At 71.0% G+C, this 14,595-nt stretch carries 17 protein-coding genes; 2 read left to right on the top strand and 15 right to left on the bottom strand.

All coding sequences use genetic code 11. The annotated features are described in order from the left end of the window. Positions 1 to 248: 248 nt before the first annotated feature. Positions 249 to 1,832: an MFS transporter gene (locus ACFY1H_RS17815; RefSeq protein WP_386947524.1), complete on the bottom strand. Its 1,584-nt coding sequence runs from the start codon at positions 1,830 to 1,832 to the stop codon at positions 249 to 251. 56 nt (positions 1,833 to 1,888) lie between these two features. Between ACFY1H_RS17815 and ACFY1H_RS17810 the strand changes: the two genes are divergently transcribed. After that, on the top strand, positions 1,889 to 2,416 hold the full coding sequence (locus ACFY1H_RS17810; protein WP_386947523.1) for a winged helix-turn-helix transcriptional regulator: 528 nt from the start codon (positions 1,889 to 1,891) through the stop codon (positions 2,414 to 2,416). Positions 2,417 to 2,445: 29 nt separating this feature from the next. Here ACFY1H_RS17810 and ACFY1H_RS17805 read toward each other — a convergent pair whose 3' ends face one another. Genes ACFY1H_RS17805 through ACFY1H_RS17785 form a run of 5 tightly spaced genes read right to left on the bottom strand, consistent with a single transcriptional unit; the run spans position 2,446 to position 5,983 of the window. Continuing rightward, a complete protein-coding gene (locus ACFY1H_RS17805; protein ID WP_386947521.1) occupies positions 2,446 to 3,066 on the bottom strand; it encodes a CGNR zinc finger domain-containing protein in 621 nt (206 codons plus the stop codon). Continuing rightward, entirely contained in the window at positions 3,063 to 3,971 is a 909-nt protein-coding gene (locus tag ACFY1H_RS17800; RefSeq protein ID WP_366582946.1) for an NmrA family NAD(P)-binding protein, read from the bottom strand. The genes ACFY1H_RS17805 and ACFY1H_RS17800 overlap by 4 nt, the downstream gene beginning before the upstream one ends. Positions 3,972 to 3,997: 26 nt before the next feature. Beyond that, positions 3,998 to 4,879: a haloalkane dehalogenase gene (locus ACFY1H_RS17795; protein WP_366582947.1), complete on the bottom strand. Its 882-nt coding sequence runs from the start codon at positions 4,877 to 4,879 to the stop codon at positions 3,998 to 4,000. After that, complete coding sequence (locus tag ACFY1H_RS17790; RefSeq protein WP_386947519.1) at positions 4,876 to 5,643, bottom strand: hypothetical protein; 768 nt, start codon at positions 5,641 to 5,643, stop codon at positions 4,876 to 4,878. The genes ACFY1H_RS17795 and ACFY1H_RS17790 overlap by 4 nt, the downstream gene beginning before the upstream one ends. A gap of 34 nt (positions 5,644 to 5,677) precedes the next feature. Beyond that, positions 5,678 to 5,983, bottom strand: coding sequence for a putative quinol monooxygenase (locus tag ACFY1H_RS17785; protein WP_366582949.1), 306 nt, complete (start codon positions 5,981 to 5,983; stop codon positions 5,678 to 5,680). 125 nt (positions 5,984 to 6,108) lie between these two features. Between ACFY1H_RS17785 and ACFY1H_RS17780 the strand changes: the two genes are divergently transcribed. Next, the gene (locus tag ACFY1H_RS17780; RefSeq protein WP_386947516.1) at positions 6,109 to 6,636 is read left to right on the top strand and encodes a winged helix-turn-helix transcriptional regulator; all 528 of its coding nucleotides are present in this window, start codon (positions 6,109 to 6,111) and stop codon (positions 6,634 to 6,636) included. Between the two features lie 18 nt (positions 6,637 to 6,654). Here ACFY1H_RS17780 and ACFY1H_RS17775 read toward each other — a convergent pair whose 3' ends face one another. The 9 genes from ACFY1H_RS17775 to ACFY1H_RS17735 all read right to left on the bottom strand — a co-directional run bounded on the left by ACFY1H_RS17775 (position 6,655) and on the right by ACFY1H_RS17735 (position 14,581). Next, positions 6,655 to 7,422: an SDR family oxidoreductase gene (locus tag ACFY1H_RS17775; protein WP_386947515.1), complete on the bottom strand. Its 768-nt coding sequence runs from the start codon at positions 7,420 to 7,422 to the stop codon at positions 6,655 to 6,657. A gap of 86 nt (positions 7,423 to 7,508) precedes the next feature. After that, positions 7,509 to 7,844, bottom strand: coding sequence for a VOC family protein (locus ACFY1H_RS17770; RefSeq protein WP_386947513.1), 336 nt, complete (start codon positions 7,842 to 7,844; stop codon positions 7,509 to 7,511). Between the two features lie 14 nt (positions 7,845 to 7,858). After that, positions 7,859 to 8,353, bottom strand: a complete 495-nt coding sequence (locus ACFY1H_RS17765) for a flavin reductase family protein (protein ID WP_386947511.1) — start codon at positions 8,351 to 8,353, stop codon at positions 7,859 to 7,861. Then, a complete protein-coding gene (locus tag ACFY1H_RS17760) occupies positions 8,346 to 9,506 on the bottom strand; it encodes an LLM class flavin-dependent oxidoreductase (RefSeq protein WP_366582954.1) in 1,161 nt (386 codons plus the stop codon). The genes ACFY1H_RS17765 and ACFY1H_RS17760 overlap by 8 nt, the downstream gene beginning before the upstream one ends. A gap of 21 nt (positions 9,507 to 9,527) precedes the next feature. Continuing rightward, a complete protein-coding gene (locus tag ACFY1H_RS17755; protein WP_386947509.1) occupies positions 9,528 to 10,316 on the bottom strand; it encodes an alpha/beta fold hydrolase in 789 nt (262 codons plus the stop codon). Continuing rightward, a complete protein-coding gene (ribB, locus tag ACFY1H_RS17750) occupies positions 10,310 to 11,338 on the bottom strand; it encodes a 3,4-dihydroxy-2-butanone-4-phosphate synthase (RefSeq protein ID WP_386947507.1) in 1,029 nt (342 codons plus the stop codon). Before ribB ends, ACFY1H_RS17755 begins: the two co-directional genes overlap by 7 nt. 162 nt (positions 11,339 to 11,500) lie before the next feature. Continuing rightward, positions 11,501 to 12,757 (bottom strand): MFS transporter, encoded by a 1,257-nt coding sequence (locus ACFY1H_RS17745; RefSeq protein ID WP_386947505.1) that lies wholly within the window; start codon positions 12,755 to 12,757, stop codon positions 11,501 to 11,503. A gap of 192 nt (positions 12,758 to 12,949) precedes the next feature. Continuing rightward, entirely contained in the window at positions 12,950 to 13,852 is a 903-nt protein-coding gene (locus ACFY1H_RS17740; protein WP_366582958.1) for an MBL fold metallo-hydrolase, read from the bottom strand. A gap of 33 nt (positions 13,853 to 13,885) precedes the next feature. Beyond that, positions 13,886 to 14,581 (bottom strand): Crp/Fnr family transcriptional regulator, encoded by a 696-nt coding sequence (locus ACFY1H_RS17735; RefSeq protein ID WP_366582959.1) that lies wholly within the window; start codon positions 14,579 to 14,581, stop codon positions 13,886 to 13,888. Between the last annotated feature and the right edge of the window lie 14 nt (positions 14,582 to 14,595).

The raw sequence follows: 14,595 nt of genomic DNA, 5'->3' as shown, positions 1-14,595 counted from the left end.
ACTACGGGGTGGAAAGTTTTTGCCATCCCCCAATGTGATCTTGAGGGCGCCGTGTCCTATTGGTCGGGAAAAAAGATCAAGTATTTTTTCCGGCCGGCGAAATTCCCGGAAACGGGCAGCACAAAGGCCGTCCTGGCCACTCTGCCAGGACGGTTTTCGTGAATGAATCGCGCTTTTCGATGGGCGTTTTCGGCAAATCCGGTGAACGGACCACCGTCAGCAGAAGATCGGCGCGGCGAACGAACCGGTCAGGCCGACGCTCTTTCCGAGCGACGGCGGGCGGCCGTGTGCCGCACGAAGGCCACGGTCGGAACCGCCATGACCACGAGGACGACGCCGCCCACGAGAAGTCCCACGTGGACAGCGTCGGTGAACGCGGAGGCCACGGAACTCGTGACCGTGGTCTTCAAGGAAGCCGGGATTCCGGCGGTGCTGCCGCCGTGGCTCGCGCCGTCCACGATCTGGCGCGTCACCCCGGCGGGCACCCGGGCGCCGAGGAGCCGGTCGGACAGGTTCTTCGGGAACTTCGTCGTGACGATCGTGCCCAGCACACTCGGGCCGAGGACACTGCCCAGCTGCCGGAACATGTTCACCGCGGCGCTGGCCATACCCGCCTGCTGCGTGGGGACACTGTTCACCGCGGCCGCGGTCGAGGGCGCCACGAGCAGCCCGGAACCGAACCCGACGATCAGCAGGCCGGGCCACACCTGCCCAAACCCCTGCGTCGGCCCCGTGACCAGAAGCAGCAGCGCGCCGGCCCCCATGATCACCAGCCCGCCGGTGAGCATGGCGACGAAGCCGATGCGCCGCACGAGCCGGGCGGCCACAGCGCTGACCACGATGTAGGTGCCGAACATGACCAGCATCCGCACGCCGGTGGCCAGCGCGCCGAGGTGCTGCACGCGTTCCAGATAGAGCACGCTCACCAGCGAGATCCCGACGAAGCCGAACATCGTGGCGGTCGCGACCCCCATGACCGCCGCAAACGAGGAACTCTTGAACAGCCGCAGGTCCAGCATCGGGTCGTGGTGCCGCAGCTCGACGCGGACGAACACCGCGAGCGACACCGCGAAAACCACATTTACGGCGATGATCTGTGCGGCCGCGTAGCCGACGGACCCGCCTTCGATGATCGCGTAGGTCGCCGACGCGACGACGATCGTGCCCAGCACCACGCCGGCCGGGTCGAGCCGCCGGGTCGGGTGCTTGCTCTCCGGCACCAGCACCGGCGTCAGCGCGATCGCGACGACGCCGAGCACGACGTTGGTCAGGAACACCGCGTGCCAGCTGGAGTGGTCGAGCAGGATCCCCGCCACCGGCGGCCCGATCGCCAGGCCCAGCCCCGAACAGCTCGCCCACACGCTGATCGCGCTCGTGCGTTCGCGCGGATCGGTGAAGGAATGGCTGACGATCGACAGGCTGGCGGGCAGGATCGCGGCGCCGCCGACGCCCATGAGCGCCTGGGCCGCGATCAGCAGGCCCGCGCTGTCGGAGAAGAACGCCAGGGCGCTGCTCGCGGCGAACACCACCACCCCGGCGAGGAACACGGCGCGGCGGCCGATCAGGTCGCCCAGCGTGCCCGCCGTGAGCACCAGGCTCACCACGACGAGCGTGTACGCACTGCTGACCCACACCAGCTGAGCCGACGACGTGTGCAGATCGGACTGGATGGCCGGCAGTGCGGAGATCATCGACGAGACGTTGACGAACGCCATCATCACGCCGAGACAGACCACCGCCAGGGCCCACCACCGGCCGCGCGAGGGAGCTTCGGTTCCGGGTCTCGCGGCCCCTGACCTGGTCATGGCCACCTGCTGACTTTCCAAAGACATAGCCAGCACGCTAGCAGCCTGACTATGGTGAACGCTAGACAGGTACAGTGTCGGTCATGGCACACACACAGGAGCCCGAGGCGGACCTTCCCGTCGTGACGCGGGTCGGCGGGTTCGTCGACCGCGACGCGTGGACGGCCGAGGGCTGGTGCAAGATCGAGCGCGCGCTGGAGCTCGTCGGCACGCGGTCGGCGATGATCCTGCTGCGCGAGGCGTTCTACGGCGGCCGGCGCTTCGACGAGCTCACCCGGCGCACCGGGCTGAGCGACGCCGTCGCGGCGAAGCGGCTCAAGCAGCTCGTGGACGACGGCCTGCTGCGCCAGCAGCCCTACCGCGAGCCCGGGTCGCGCACCCGCCACGAGTACGTGCTGACCGAGCGGGGCCGCTCGCTGTTCCCCGTGGTGGTCGCGATGATGAGCTGGGGCGCCACGTTGGCGGGCCCGGCCGGCGGTGTCGAGCTGGTGCACGCCGGCTGCGGGGAACCGCTCCTCGCCGCCGTGCGCTGCGCGGCGGGCCACGACGTGACCATGGCGGACACCGAGGCGCGGATCTCCCGCGAGGCCAAGCGGACGCGGCGGGCGTAGCCTCCCCCGGCTGTCGCGAATGGACCGGCTCACGGCGCAAACCGCCGGCGCCGGGCGCGGGAAGCCCGCAGGTTGGCGATGTTGCCGCAGACTTTGACGTCGTGCCAGACGCGGCTGTTGTTGCGGGACCGGTCGTAGAACGCGATCGGGCACGCCGAGCTGCGGCAGGTCTTCAGGCGCCGCCAGTCGTCCAGCCCGTCGGCGCGGTGGATCTCGAGCAGCACCGCACCGCCGACGAGCTGCCAGCCGCTCCCGGCCGGTTCGAGGTCCAGCCGGCCGTCGGGGGCGGTGCCCGCGGCGACCGTCAGCCCGGACAACGCGGGCAGCACCGGCTCGCCGTCGGTCCGCACGACGGCCGCGAGCTGTTCGCGCAACTGACGGAGTTCGCCGACATCCGCGGTCCGCAGCCGCACCCGACGCCGGCGATGGCCTCCGGCTTCCGCCCACTCCGCCATCGCCGCGGCCGCCCAGCGCTGCGCCGAGGCCACTGTGGACAGCAGATCGACGAACCCTTTCGCCGGGCTCGGCCGCGTGTTCAGCAGGTCCTGCACGAGCGCCAGGCCACCCGGCGCGGCCGCGATGCCGAACCGCTCACCGGCCGGCCAAGCCAGGGAGAAGCCAGGCAGCTCGGACGAGATCGCCCCCGTCACGGAGCGGGAACGAAACGCGGCCCGCTGGTCACGAAGTCGGCGCGGTTCGCCCGGACGAACTCCTCGACCGAGAGCGGCGGCCGTCCGCCGACCCTCTCGACGACGTCGTTCGTGCCGGAGAACACGCCGTTGCGGTAGTCGATCGCGACGTTCGACAGATGCTGCACGAGGTGCGCGTCGGTGCCCCGCTGCAGCCCCGAAGCGGCGAACTCCTCGACGCTGATCGGCTCGTAGTGCACCGGGTGGCCCAGCTCGGCCGCCATGGCCTTGGCGATGTCGTGGTGGTTCATCTCGACCGGGCCGTGCAACGAGTACGCCGCGCGGTTGTGCGGTTCGGGCTGCAGGAGCAGCGCGGCGATCACGCGCGACTGGTCGGCCGACGCGATCGGCGCGTGGCGGCCCTCGCCGAACGGCAGGCGCAAGTAGCCCTCGCCGTCGCGCTTCTCCCACCACAGCTTCAGCCACTCGGCGAAGAACGTCGGGCGGATGTGCGTGGTGAGCAGGTCGGTCCGGTCCAGCAGCCGTTCGCACAGCCAGTGCTGGCGCGCGGCGTTGCTGCCGGCCTCCCGGCGGGCCGAGATCTGGGACATGTTCACCACCGAGCGCACCCCGGCCTCGGTCGCGGCCTGCGCGAAGATCACGGTCGACTCCACCAGGCCCGGCAGGATCGGGTGGCAGAAGTACGCGCCGGTGACGCCCCGCAGCGCGGTGGTCATGCCGTCGAGGTCGTGCAGGTCGGCCACGACCACCTCGGCACCGGCCTCGGCCAGCGCGCGGGAGCGGTCGTCGTCGCGATGCACCATCGCCCGGACGCGGTGGCCGCCTTCGAGCAGCAGCTTGAGCGCGCCGCCCCCGGTCTTGCCGGTCGCGCCGGTGATCAGGAACAACCTGTCGTCGTGGGACACTGCAACACCTTTCGCACTACGGGAAGTCATCGGGACAGGTCGCGGACGAACTCCGAGACCGCGGAGCCGATCAGGTCCGGGCTGTCCTCCTGCACGAAGTGGATGCCGGGCACCGTGATTTCCGTCTGGTTGGGCCAGGCCCGGCAGAACTCCCGCTGGCGGGAGCCGAGGATGGCACCGGGTTCGGCGTTGACGAACAGCTTGGGCACGGCCGAGGTCGCCAGCCACCGGCCGTACCGCTCGACCACCGCCACCACGTCGGCCGGCTCACCCTCGATGGGCAGCTGGCGCGGCCAGCTCAACGTGGGCCGGCGACTCTCCCCCGGCGTGCGGTACGGCGCACGGTAGACCGCCATCTCCTCGTCGCTCAGCTCGCGCAGGACCGCGCCCGGCAGCACCTGCTCGACGAACGCGTTGCCGTCGAGGATCATCGCTTCCCCTCGCGGAGAGCGGAAACCCTGGAACGTGCCGCGGAAGGACTCCCGCCGGTCGGCCCACGTCATCGGGGCCACGATCGACTCCATGTACGCGATCCCGGCGACCCGGTCCTGGTGCTGGTACGCCCAGTCGAAGCCGAGCGCCGAACCCCAGTCGTGCACCACGAACACGACGTCGTCGCCGAGGTCGAGGTGCTCCCACAGCGCGAACAGGTACTCCCGCTGCTCGAAGTAGGAGTAGCGGTCGGGGCCCGACGGTTCCAGCCGGCCGGAGTCACCCATGCCGACGAGGTCGCACGCGATCAGCCGGCCCTGGCCCGCCAGGTGCGGCATCACGTTGCGCCACAGGTAGGACGAGGTCGGGTTGCCGTGCTGGAACACGATGGCCGGGCCCTCGCCCTCGTCGAGGTACGCCATGCGCACCCCGTCGATCTCGGCGAACTTCTTCTCCGCGTACGGTTTGGTGTTCACTCTCGCCCTCCCTCGAAGGACAGTGCTTCGCCGGAGAACTCGACGGCGAGGTCGCTGAAGTCGACGATGATGGTCGGCCGGGACGCGGGCTTTCCGTCCACGATGGGGAGCACGTAGCGGTGTGTCGGGAACACCAGGCCGGAAACCCGTCGGTGCGCCTCCGTGTGGTGCGTCGCGGGCAGGTTGCCGAGCACGTAGGGCGCGTAGTCGACGCGGCGCTGCAGGCCGCGTTCGTCGTAGTAGAACGTCTGCTGCGTGCTGTGCGTGGCCAGGTGCGAGGGGAACGTGACGTGCAGCCGCCGCCAGTGGTGGCCGCCGCCCTGCCACGGCTCGAGCTCCTCGGTCCGCACGCCGGGCAGCGTCAGCAGGTGCGGGTTGGTGAGGTAGTTCCACATGCCGTACCCCGCGAAGTACAGGGCGTGCAATGCGTCCCACTTCATCCCGCGGGCGCGCGGCGGGAAGGACTCGCGCGGCGTGCGGCGTTCCTGGAGCACGGCACCGTCGGCGTCTTCGATCGTGACGCGCTTCGGCGTGTACACCCCGCGCAGCCCGCGGCCGGTGAAGTCGGCGAACACCGTGCGCTGCCGGTGCACGTCGACGGCCAGGTCGACACCGGCGAACGTCTTCTCCTGGCCGAGGCCCGTCCACGTGGGACCGACCATGTGCAGGTGCGCCCGGATCGTCCGCGCTCTGCTCCACTGCTCGCGGCCGCCGTGCGTTTCCAGCACCAGGTCCAGCAACCCGGTGCGCTGACCGTCGTTCACCGATCCCGCCCTTCCGCCGGTCCTGCGCGCAGACTCAGACGGCGGCCTTGTCGTCGACCAGGTTGCCCTTCATGAGCCACACGGGACCCTCGGCGTAGGTGCTCGCCTCGGCGAAGAACGCGCCGAAGTACGGGCCCTGGGCGTGGGTGTTGAACGCCTCGACGTCGGCGTAGACCTCGTTGAGGTAGAAGACGTCCGGGTTCTCCTCGTCCGCGATGACCTCGAAGCGGATCGAGCCGGGCTCGTTGGCCAGGGAGTCGACGCCGGTCTTGCGGGCCACGCGCACGAAGTCGTCGCGGTGGCCGGGCTGGACGGTGAAGGAAACGAGGAACTGGTACATCGCCGGTTCTCCTGGGATCAGACAGAGGGTGAGCAACAGAGGCAAACGCAGTTCAGTCAATGAACTGCGGCCGACTGTAGCACAACTCCAGTTCAGTGAGCGAACTGGCGGAGTAGACTGCCCGTATGTCCCTTCCCAGTACCTACGCGGACCGCAACTGCTCCCTGGCGCGAGCCCTGGAGATCGTCGGTGAGCGGTGGACCCTGCTCATCGTGCGCGACGCGTTCTACGGCGTCCGCCGCTTCGGGGACTTCGCGACCCAGCTCGGCATCCCCCGCGCCGTGCTGACTGCCCGGCTGAAGCTCCTCGTCCGCGAAGGCGTGCTCACCCGCGGCGAGAGCGCGGGCACCGTCGAGTACGTGCTCACCGACAAAGGCGTCGCCCTGTGGCCGATCGTCCGCTCGCTCATCAACTGGGGTGACGACTTCTACTCGCCGGCCGGGGTGAAGCGCGCGCTGCGCCACGACGCGGACGGCGCGCTGCTCGACCACGAGGGCCGGTGCGAGAAGTGCGGCGAGCTCGTCGCGCCCGCCGACACCCGCATCGAACCCGGCCCCGGCTTCACGCCGACCGGCGCCGAGCTCGACCCGGTGTCCGCCGCGCTCAACGTCCCGCGGCGGCTCCTCGAGCCGATCCCGGCGTCGCGCGGCTGACCACCCGCCGACGGGCGGTTACCAGTCGAGGGGCACGGCCACGAACGGCTTGTCCTCCGGCGCCACCTTCCGCGCCTCCAGCACCTGCTTCGCGTGCGCACCGGCGGGGACGCGCAGCGGCGGCTCGGGCTGCTCGATGGTGTCGGCGACCGTCGCGGCCACCGACTCCGGCGTCACGACCTCACCGCGCAGCACGGGGAGTTGCCGGTACAGCCCCGAATAGGGGTCGTCGTCCTTCACGTGCACCTTGGCGCGTTCGCCGCCGCCGGAGGAGACCGCGCCCGGCTGGACGAGGCTCACCCGGATGCCGAAGTGGCCGGTCTCGATGGCGAGCGTCTCGGCGAGCGCCTCCAGCGCCCACTTGGTCGCGCCGTACGGGCCGATCATCGGCAGCACCATCCGGCCCTGGATGCTGGAGACGAACACCAGCCGGCCCGAACCCCGCTCGCGCATGGCCGGCAGCACGCCCTGCACCACCCGGAGCGCGCCCAGCGTGTTGAGCTCGAACAGCCGCGCGACCTCGTCGAGCGGCACGCTTTCCAGTGGCGCGCGGACACTTTCCCCGGCGTTGCTGACCACGACGTCGATCTCGCCGGCTTCGCGGATGGCCGCGTCGACGCTTTCCTGGTCGGTCACGTCGAGGCGCAGGCGCTGGTCGACGGGCAGGTCGGCGAGCGCCTCCGGACGGCGGGCGGTGGCGATCACGCGGTGCCCGCGCCCGGCCAGCTCGATCGCGATGGCGCGGCCGATGCCCTTGGACGCGCCGGTGATGAGGACGGACGACATGGTGGTTCTCCTTGTCGGATAAAAAGGTTCGGGCTTGGTCGGGCCACAGTGGACATCGGCCGGGCAGGAGCTTCGGCGCAACCGCGTCAGCCCGGAGGCGTTCCCCGTTCGATCAGCATCACGTGGTTGCCGTCCGGATCGGTCAGCCGGACGTGCCCGTCGTCGCCCGGCAACGTCCGCCCACCGGCCGCGAGCGCCTGGGCCAGCGCGGCCGGCAGATCGTCGACCAGCACGGCGAACGCGGGCTGGGCCGGACGTTTCGGATCGGCCGGGCCACACAGGGAAAGCGCCACGTGGTCGGAGGACACCCCGGCCCACCGATCGCCGTCGACCCCGCGCTCGACGCAGCCGAGCGCGGCGTAGAAGGCCCGCGAAGTGGCCACATCGGACACTGGCAAGACGCAGAACCTGATCGAGTTCACACCGTCTCCTCGGCTCAGCTCGCCCGGGCGAGCGGCAGGGCGTGCATGTCGCCGTCGTGGAACACCAGCGGCCGGCGGCCGAACGTCTCGACGGCTTCGACGCGGCCGACGGCGATCTCGTGGTCGCCGCCGGCGTACACGCCGTCCATCGAGCAGCTCAGCACCGCCGCGATCCCGTCGAGCTCGGGCAGCCCGTCGCGCCGGTGCCAGGCCAGGCCCCCGAACTTGTCGCCGCCGGAGCGTGCGAACACGCGGGCGACGTCGTGCTGGTCGGCGGCCAGCATCTGCACCAGGAACCGGCCGGCGGACCGGATGTGCGGCCACGTCGTGGACGACAGCGCGGCGCAGAACAGCACCAGCGGCGGGTCGAGCGACAACGAGGTGAACGAGTTCACCGCGAGGCCGACGGGCGCGCCGTCCGGCCCGGCGCTCGTCACCACGGCGACGCCGGTCGGCCACGCCCCGCAGGTCCGGCGCAGCTCGTCCGCGCCGACGCCGCCGCTAGCCACGGCCCGCCCCCGCGGCCGCCGTCGACAGCCCGGCGAGCTTCGGCTTGACGTCACTGGCGAACGTCTCGATGCCGCGCACCGTCTCCTCGTGCTCCAGGAACCCGGCCTGGCCCATGAGCAGCAGGTGCCCGAAGCCGCCGACGCGCTCGTAGAACCGCTCGATCTGCCCGCGCACCGTGTCGGCGCTGCCGGCGAACACGATCCCGCCGTCGATCATGTCCTGCAGCGTCATGGTGTTGAAGTCGTAGGCCGAGCGTTCCCCGGCCAGCCCCGCCGCGCGCACGAAGTACGGCGTGTACCCCGGCGGCTGCACGTGGTGGAACGGCACCTTGTTGGCCTTGACGTACCACATCAGCTTTTCCGCCCCGGCCAGGCCTTCCTCGTCCGTCTGTCCCGTGTAGACCAGGGCGGCGTAGGCGAAGCGGTCGTCACCGGGGACTGGCCGGCCCAGCTGCGCGCACTTGGCGCGGTAGGCGTCGAAGACCTTCCGGGTGCCGTCGAAGCCGGTGAGGAACGACGCGATCACGTGGCCGTTCTCCGCGATCCGGGCGGCACTGGGCGCGGTCATCGCCGTGACCCACACGGGCGGGTGCGGCTGCTGGTAGGCGCGCGGCCAGATGTTCACGTGGCGCTGCTGGAAGAACCGGCCCTCCCAGTTGAACGGGCCGTCGTGCGTCGTCCACGCCTTGAGGATGAGGTCGTGCGCCTCCCACATCCGCTCGCTCATCATCACCGGCTTGCTGTTCACCGCCGAAACCTCGTACGGCACCCCGCGCACGAAGCCGACTTCCAGCCGGCCGCGGCTGAGCACGTCGACCAGCGCCATCTCCTCGGCCACGCGGACGGGGTCCTTGCGGTTGGCGATGGGGTTGCCCAGGATCAGGATGCGGGCGTGCTCGGTGGTGCGCGCCAGCACGCCGGCGATGACCGGGGCGGCCGGGTCGAGGCAGGTCGCCGTCTGGTGGTGCTCGTTGATCATCACGTTCAGGCCGGCCTGGTCCGCCACCTGCCACTCGGCGAGGTAACGGTCCCAGAGCTGCGCCGCACGCTCCGGGTCGATCACGCCGTTGGGCAGCTGGACGCGGACGGACTCGTAGGTGTCCTCCGGGGGCAGGTACGGGTAGGCGGTTTCGCTGAAGTGCCAGAATTCCATGGGATCGTCTCCGAAATCGGGTCAGCGCGAGAAGTCGCGGATGAGTTCGGCCAGTTCGGCGGGGCGTTCGACCTGGGGCCGGTGCCCCGCGCCCGGGAGCACCTCGAACCGCGCGCCGGGGATGGCCTCGGCGAACGCGCGGCCGTAGTCCGGGGTCACGATGCGGTCCGAACCGCCCCACACCACCAGGGTGGGCACGTCGATGCGGTGCAGCCACCGGCGCAGGCGCGGGTTGTGCAGGTAGGGCTCCCAGCCGTAGCAGGCCAGGGCTTCCTCGTTGCGGGCGATGCGCAGCACGGTGTCGCGCTCGGCCGCGGTGAGGTCGCCCGGGCCGGCGGCCGGGTCGTGGAAGGTGCGCGCGTCGAGCTCTTCGCGCGTGAGGTGGAAGACGTCGGCGATCTCCCGGTCGGTCGGGCCGCCGGTCTTGATGCCCACGGGGTCGACCAGCACCACGCGCGAAAGCCGGGCGGTGGAGCGGATGGCGATCTCCGCGGCGAGCCAGCCACCGAACTGGCAGCCGACCAGCGTCACGTCGTGCGCGCCGATCCGGTCCAGCCAGTCGAGGTAGACGTAGGCGAGGTCTTCGACGCTGTCGAGCCACTCGGGCCGGGGCGAGAGGTCGAAGCCGGGGTGGCTGGGGGCGAGCACCGTGTTGGTCGCGCCGAGGTGCTCGGCGAAGCCCCGGTCGTCGCGCACGCCTTCGACGCCGTGCAGCAGCAACGCCGTGGGGCCCGAGCCGGTGGTGGTGACGTCGAGAACCACCCCGTCGGACACGGTGGTCCCGGTGGTCTCGTCGGTGAGGGTCAGCATGCGTGCGGTCCTTTCGCAGCTTCGGAGGGAACGGGGAGGCGCAGGCCGAGATCGCGCGCGATCCCGGCGCTGAGCCACTCGTCGTGGGGGTCGAGGGCCTGGTGGGTGGCCAGGGGGCCGCGCAGCCGGCGGGCCGGGCCGACGGCGGCGCCGGGGCGCAGGTAGAGCACGGTGCCGCGGCCGGCGTCGGCGACCCGGCGCAGCGCCGTGTGGAGCTGGTCCTCGCACCCGCAGAGCCGGGAGCCGAGGGCTTCGCCGAGCACGCACTCGACGTGCACGGCGACCGGTGCGTCGTCGTGCCCGGCGGGCTCGCCGAGGACGAGGGCCAGGTGTTCGCCGCCGAGCACGTCGCGGTAGCCGAGGGTGCGGAACCGCCCTTCCGGCAAGGGCAGCACGGTCTCGACCACCCGCGTCACGCCTTGGTGGGCGCGGTGGGCGATCACGTCGGCGACGTCGAGGATCGGGATCCCGAGACGTTGCGCCAGCGCGGTCAGGTACGGCCGGCGCGCGGGCTCGCCGGCCTCGTCGAGGACCTCGCAGATCGCCGCGGCGGGCCGCAGCCCGGCCAGCGTGACCAAGTCGAGCGACGCTTCGGTGTGGCCGCGCCGGGCGAACGAGCCGCCGGGGTCGGCGCGCAGCGGGAAGATGTGGCCGGGCCGCACGAAGTCCTCGGGCCGGCTGCCGGGATCGGCGATGGCCTTGAGCGTGGCGCTGCGGTCCTTCACGGAGATCCCGGTGCCGCCGTTGGCGATGTCGACCGAGACCGTGAACGCGGTGTGGTGCGGGGCGTCATTGCGGCTCACCATGGGCCGCAGCCGCAGCCGATCCGTGGTGGCTCCGTCGACGGCCACACACAGCAGGCCGCGCCCGTGGGTGATCATCGTGTTCACCACGGCCGGGTCCGCGTGCTCGGCGGCCACGACGAGATCGCCTTCGGCCTCGCGATCGTCGTCGTCCACCAGCAGCACGAGCGCGCCGGCCCGGAGCGCGGCGAGCGCCGCGTCCACTCGTGGTCCGGTCATCACCGCCTCCAAACGTCGTCGTCCAGGCGATGGTGCTCCGCGAACGGGGGTTCGTCTGTGACTTGCGTTCACCTGCGCGGTGACCGGAAGCTCGGCGGGTGCGCAGCTGTGCGGACACGTGAGGGGCGGTGCCGGACCCGGCACCGCCCCTCACCCGTTTTCCTACTGCGCCGCGGGAATGTCCTGCCGGTCCGCGTCTCCGTGCGGTGTCACGGAAGCACCGTCAGCGGGCGCACCAGGCCGGGGAACCAGCGCCAGGGCCGCCGCGCACAACACCAGCACCAGCGCGCAGAAGGCGAAGAACCACGCCGGGCCCACCGTCGCGCCGATGATCCAGCCGCCCGTCAGCGGCCCGAAGATCGCCCCGACGCGGCCGAGGCCGTTGTTGAGGCCGAAAGCGGTGCCCCGCACGGGAGCGGGCACGCCGATGGCCACCACGTTGCCGATCATCGTCGTGGTCGAGCCCGCGCCGGCGCCCAGCAGGGCCACCGCGATCCACGCGATCCCCGGCGTGCTCGCGCCGACGACGCAGCCCAGCAGCCCGATCAGCCCCAGCCCCGTCGACAGCAGCCCGGCGGTCCGGGCACCGGCCCGGTCGGCGAAGAGCCCGAACGCCAGCGAACCGATCAGCGCCGAGACCGTCAGCACGAGACTGAACTGCAGCGACGACGTCAAGGTGTAGCCGAGTTCCTTCATGGACGTCGTGAGCCAGGTCGACATCCCGTTCCACACCAGCATGTTCGCGGTCGTCGCGAGGATGCAGGCGATCAGCAGGCGCCGGTGCCGGGCCGTCATGACCTGGGCGAACCGGACCTTCGCGGGTCGGACGCCGCCCGCGGCCGGGTGTTTCGGGATGACCAGCGCGGTGGCGGCCAAGGCCACCAGGGAAATCCCCGCCCCGATCCAGAACAGGGCCCGCCAGCCGAGGGTCGGCAGCACGGGGATGGCGATCAGCGACGCGCCGGCGCCGCCGATGAGGATGCCGGAGCTGATCCACGTCAGCGCCAGGTTCATCCTCGCGGACGGAGCGGAGACGCGGGCCGCCATGATCGCGGCCGGGATGTTGCCGCCCACGGCCAGGCCCAGCACGAACCGGAACACGCCGAGCTCGATCGGCGACCGCGCGACCGCACAGGCCGCCACCGCCAGAGCGAGGAACACCGTCATCGTCAGGAGGATTCGCCGGGCGCCGAAGCGGTCGACGAACCGTCCACTCGCGACAGAGCCGATGAGCATGCCGAGGTAGGTGGCGCTCCCGATCAGCCCGGCGGCCGATTTGGAGAGGTTCCACCCGGGCTCCACCAGGAGCCCGGGCAGAACGACGCCGAAGACGACGATGTCGTACCCCTCGGCGAAAATGGTCAAGGCGGCGACAGTCGTGATCAGATGCCAACCGTGGAGCTTCGTCGATCCAGGCACAGCGATACTCCCTCAGGGATTCGGGAAAAACGATCCAGCTGCGACCACCCTGGCACTGTTTCGATTGATACTAATCCGACCACAGTCACGGCCGAATGGCTTCGTGGCAACAGTTACGTGCCGCGTAGGGGTCGGCCTACTTTTGGCCGGATTAGTAATCGAAAAACATTCCTGCCACCGAAGCGGCAAGTCTCAGAGCGACGTCCAGGAATCGATGCGGAACGCACCGCCGGCGTTGCTGATCCGCGCACCCCGCCCGCCCGGGAAGTGCCCGCCGTACACCGGCGCGGAGTTCTCCACCGCCCACCCGAGCAGCCGGGTGCGCGACCGCGCCGCCGTTTCGCCGTCGGCGTCGAGTGCGTTGCGCTGCCCCGGGTCCAGGATCTGCATCGGGTGGTGCACGAGGTCACCGGCGAGCAGCGCGTGCTCGCCGCCCGACGAGATGGTGACCACGCACGCCCCGGGCGAATGCCCCGGAGACGCCACGAGCCGCAGCGCGTCGTCGATCACGTGCTCTTCGCCGTCCCACAGCTGGGACTTCGCGTTCTGCACGACCGGCAGCACGCTGTCGTGGAACGTGGTCACGTAGCCGAACGGGTCCGGTGCGTCGGCGGACTTCGCCATCTCGGCCAGGTAGTCGAAGTCGACCTTGGGCAGCAGGTACGTGGCGTTCGGGAACGTCGGGCGCCACTCGCCGTCCTCCAGCGTGGTGTTCCAGCCGACGTGGTCGGGGTGCAGGTGCGTGCACACGACCAGGTCGATGTCCTCGGGCCGGGTGCCCAGCGCGGCGAGATTGTCGAGGTAGCCGGTGTCGAGGTGGTCGAACGGCGGCACGCCCGGACGCGGTTTCGCGTTGCCGATCCCGGTGTCGACCAGGATCGTCCGGCCGCCGCTGCGGACGAGGAAGCTCTGCGCGCACAACCACGCGTCCTCCGAGTCCGGCGACCAGAAGTCCGGTTCGAGCCAGCGCCGCTCCGCCTCCCACGCCTGCCGGTCCGAGTCGGGCAGCAGGTCGGGCCGCGTGAACAGCTTGCCGGTCCACTCGTCGACCCGGTCGAGGGTGACGTCCCCGAGGGACATCGTCGCATCGGTCATGAAGATTTCCTTTCCACTACACCGAAAGGCCCGTCAGCCTTTGGTCGGTTCTCCGTGGCCCGCGGCCATCTCGTGCAGCCGGGCGGGATCGACGAGCCGCAGCCCGGCGGGCGTCCGCTCGATCAGGCCCTGCTCACGCAACGTCCGCAGCGCCCGCGCGATGACCTCCCGCACCGAGCCGATCGACTGCGCCAGCTCGTGCTGGTCGGTCGCCACCACGAGCCCCTCGTCGGTGCGCTCGGCGAGCTCGAGCAGGTGCCGGCACACGCGCTGCAGCACGGGCTCGAAGATGTTGCCGCCCAGCACGTCGATGACCTCGAACGAGATCTGCGCCAGCTGCCCGGCCAGGTGCCACGCGATGGCCGCGTCCGCGGAGGCGAGCTCGCGCAGCAGCGCGCCGCTCATCATCGTGAGGTCGCAGTCGGTCACGGCGTAGGCGGTCCACGGGGTGGTGCCGGCGATGGCCGAGGGCAGGCCGAGGATCTGGCCTTCGCCGGCGTAGCGGATGGTGGCCGTGCGCCCGTCCGCCGTCACCAGCTGCACGCGCACATGTCCACTGTGGACGAGAGCGAACGTCGGCCCGGCGTAGGCTTCGCCGATGCTCTGTCCGGCCGGCACCCCGACCACCACCGACGAGGCCAGCAGGGCGTCGCGGACCTCGCCCGGCAGCTCGGCGAGCGGGCTCGCCTGCCAGGCGCGCGCGCTGCGTTCTCGTTGTGAAGCCTTCACCGGTGCTCCCCGTT

This window comes from Amycolatopsis sp. NPDC001319, assembly GCF_042896185.1.
GTDB lineage: Bacteria > Actinomycetota > Actinomycetes > Mycobacteriales > Pseudonocardiaceae > Amycolatopsis.
The sequence above is the reverse complement of the archived record's forward strand: the minus strand, read 5'-3'. Positions and strand labels throughout refer to the sequence as shown.

Coding starts and splice junctions, on each gene's coding strand:
- ACFY1H_RS17815 (WP_386947524.1), bottom strand. CDS start 1,832: ATGTCTTTGGAAAGTCAGCAGGTGGCCATGACCAGGTCAGGGGCCGCG.
- ACFY1H_RS17810 (WP_386947523.1), top strand. CDS start 1,889: ATGGCACACACACAGGAGCCCGAGGCGGACCTTCCCGTCGTGACGCGG.
- ACFY1H_RS17785 (WP_366582949.1), bottom strand. CDS start 5,983: ATGTACCAGTTCCTCGTTTCCTTCACCGTCCAGCCCGGCCACCGCGAC.
- ACFY1H_RS17780 (WP_386947516.1), top strand. CDS start 6,109: ATGTCCCTTCCCAGTACCTACGCGGACCGCAACTGCTCCCTGGCGCGA.
- ACFY1H_RS17775 (WP_386947515.1), bottom strand. CDS start 7,422: ATGTCGTCCGTCCTCATCACCGGCGCGTCCAAGGGCATCGGCCGCGCC.
- ACFY1H_RS17760 (WP_366582954.1), bottom strand. CDS start 9,506: ATGGAATTCTGGCACTTCAGCGAAACCGCCTACCCGTACCTGCCCCCG.
- ACFY1H_RS17755 (WP_386947509.1), bottom strand. CDS start 10,316: ATGCTGACCCTCACCGACGAGACCACCGGGACCACCGTGTCCGACGGG.
- ribB (WP_386947507.1), bottom strand. CDS start 11,338: ATGACCGGACCACGAGTGGACGCGGCGCTCGCCGCGCTCCGGGCCGGC.
- ACFY1H_RS17740 (WP_366582958.1), bottom strand. CDS start 13,852: ATGACCGATGCGACGATGTCCCTCGGGGACGTCACCCTCGACCGGGTC.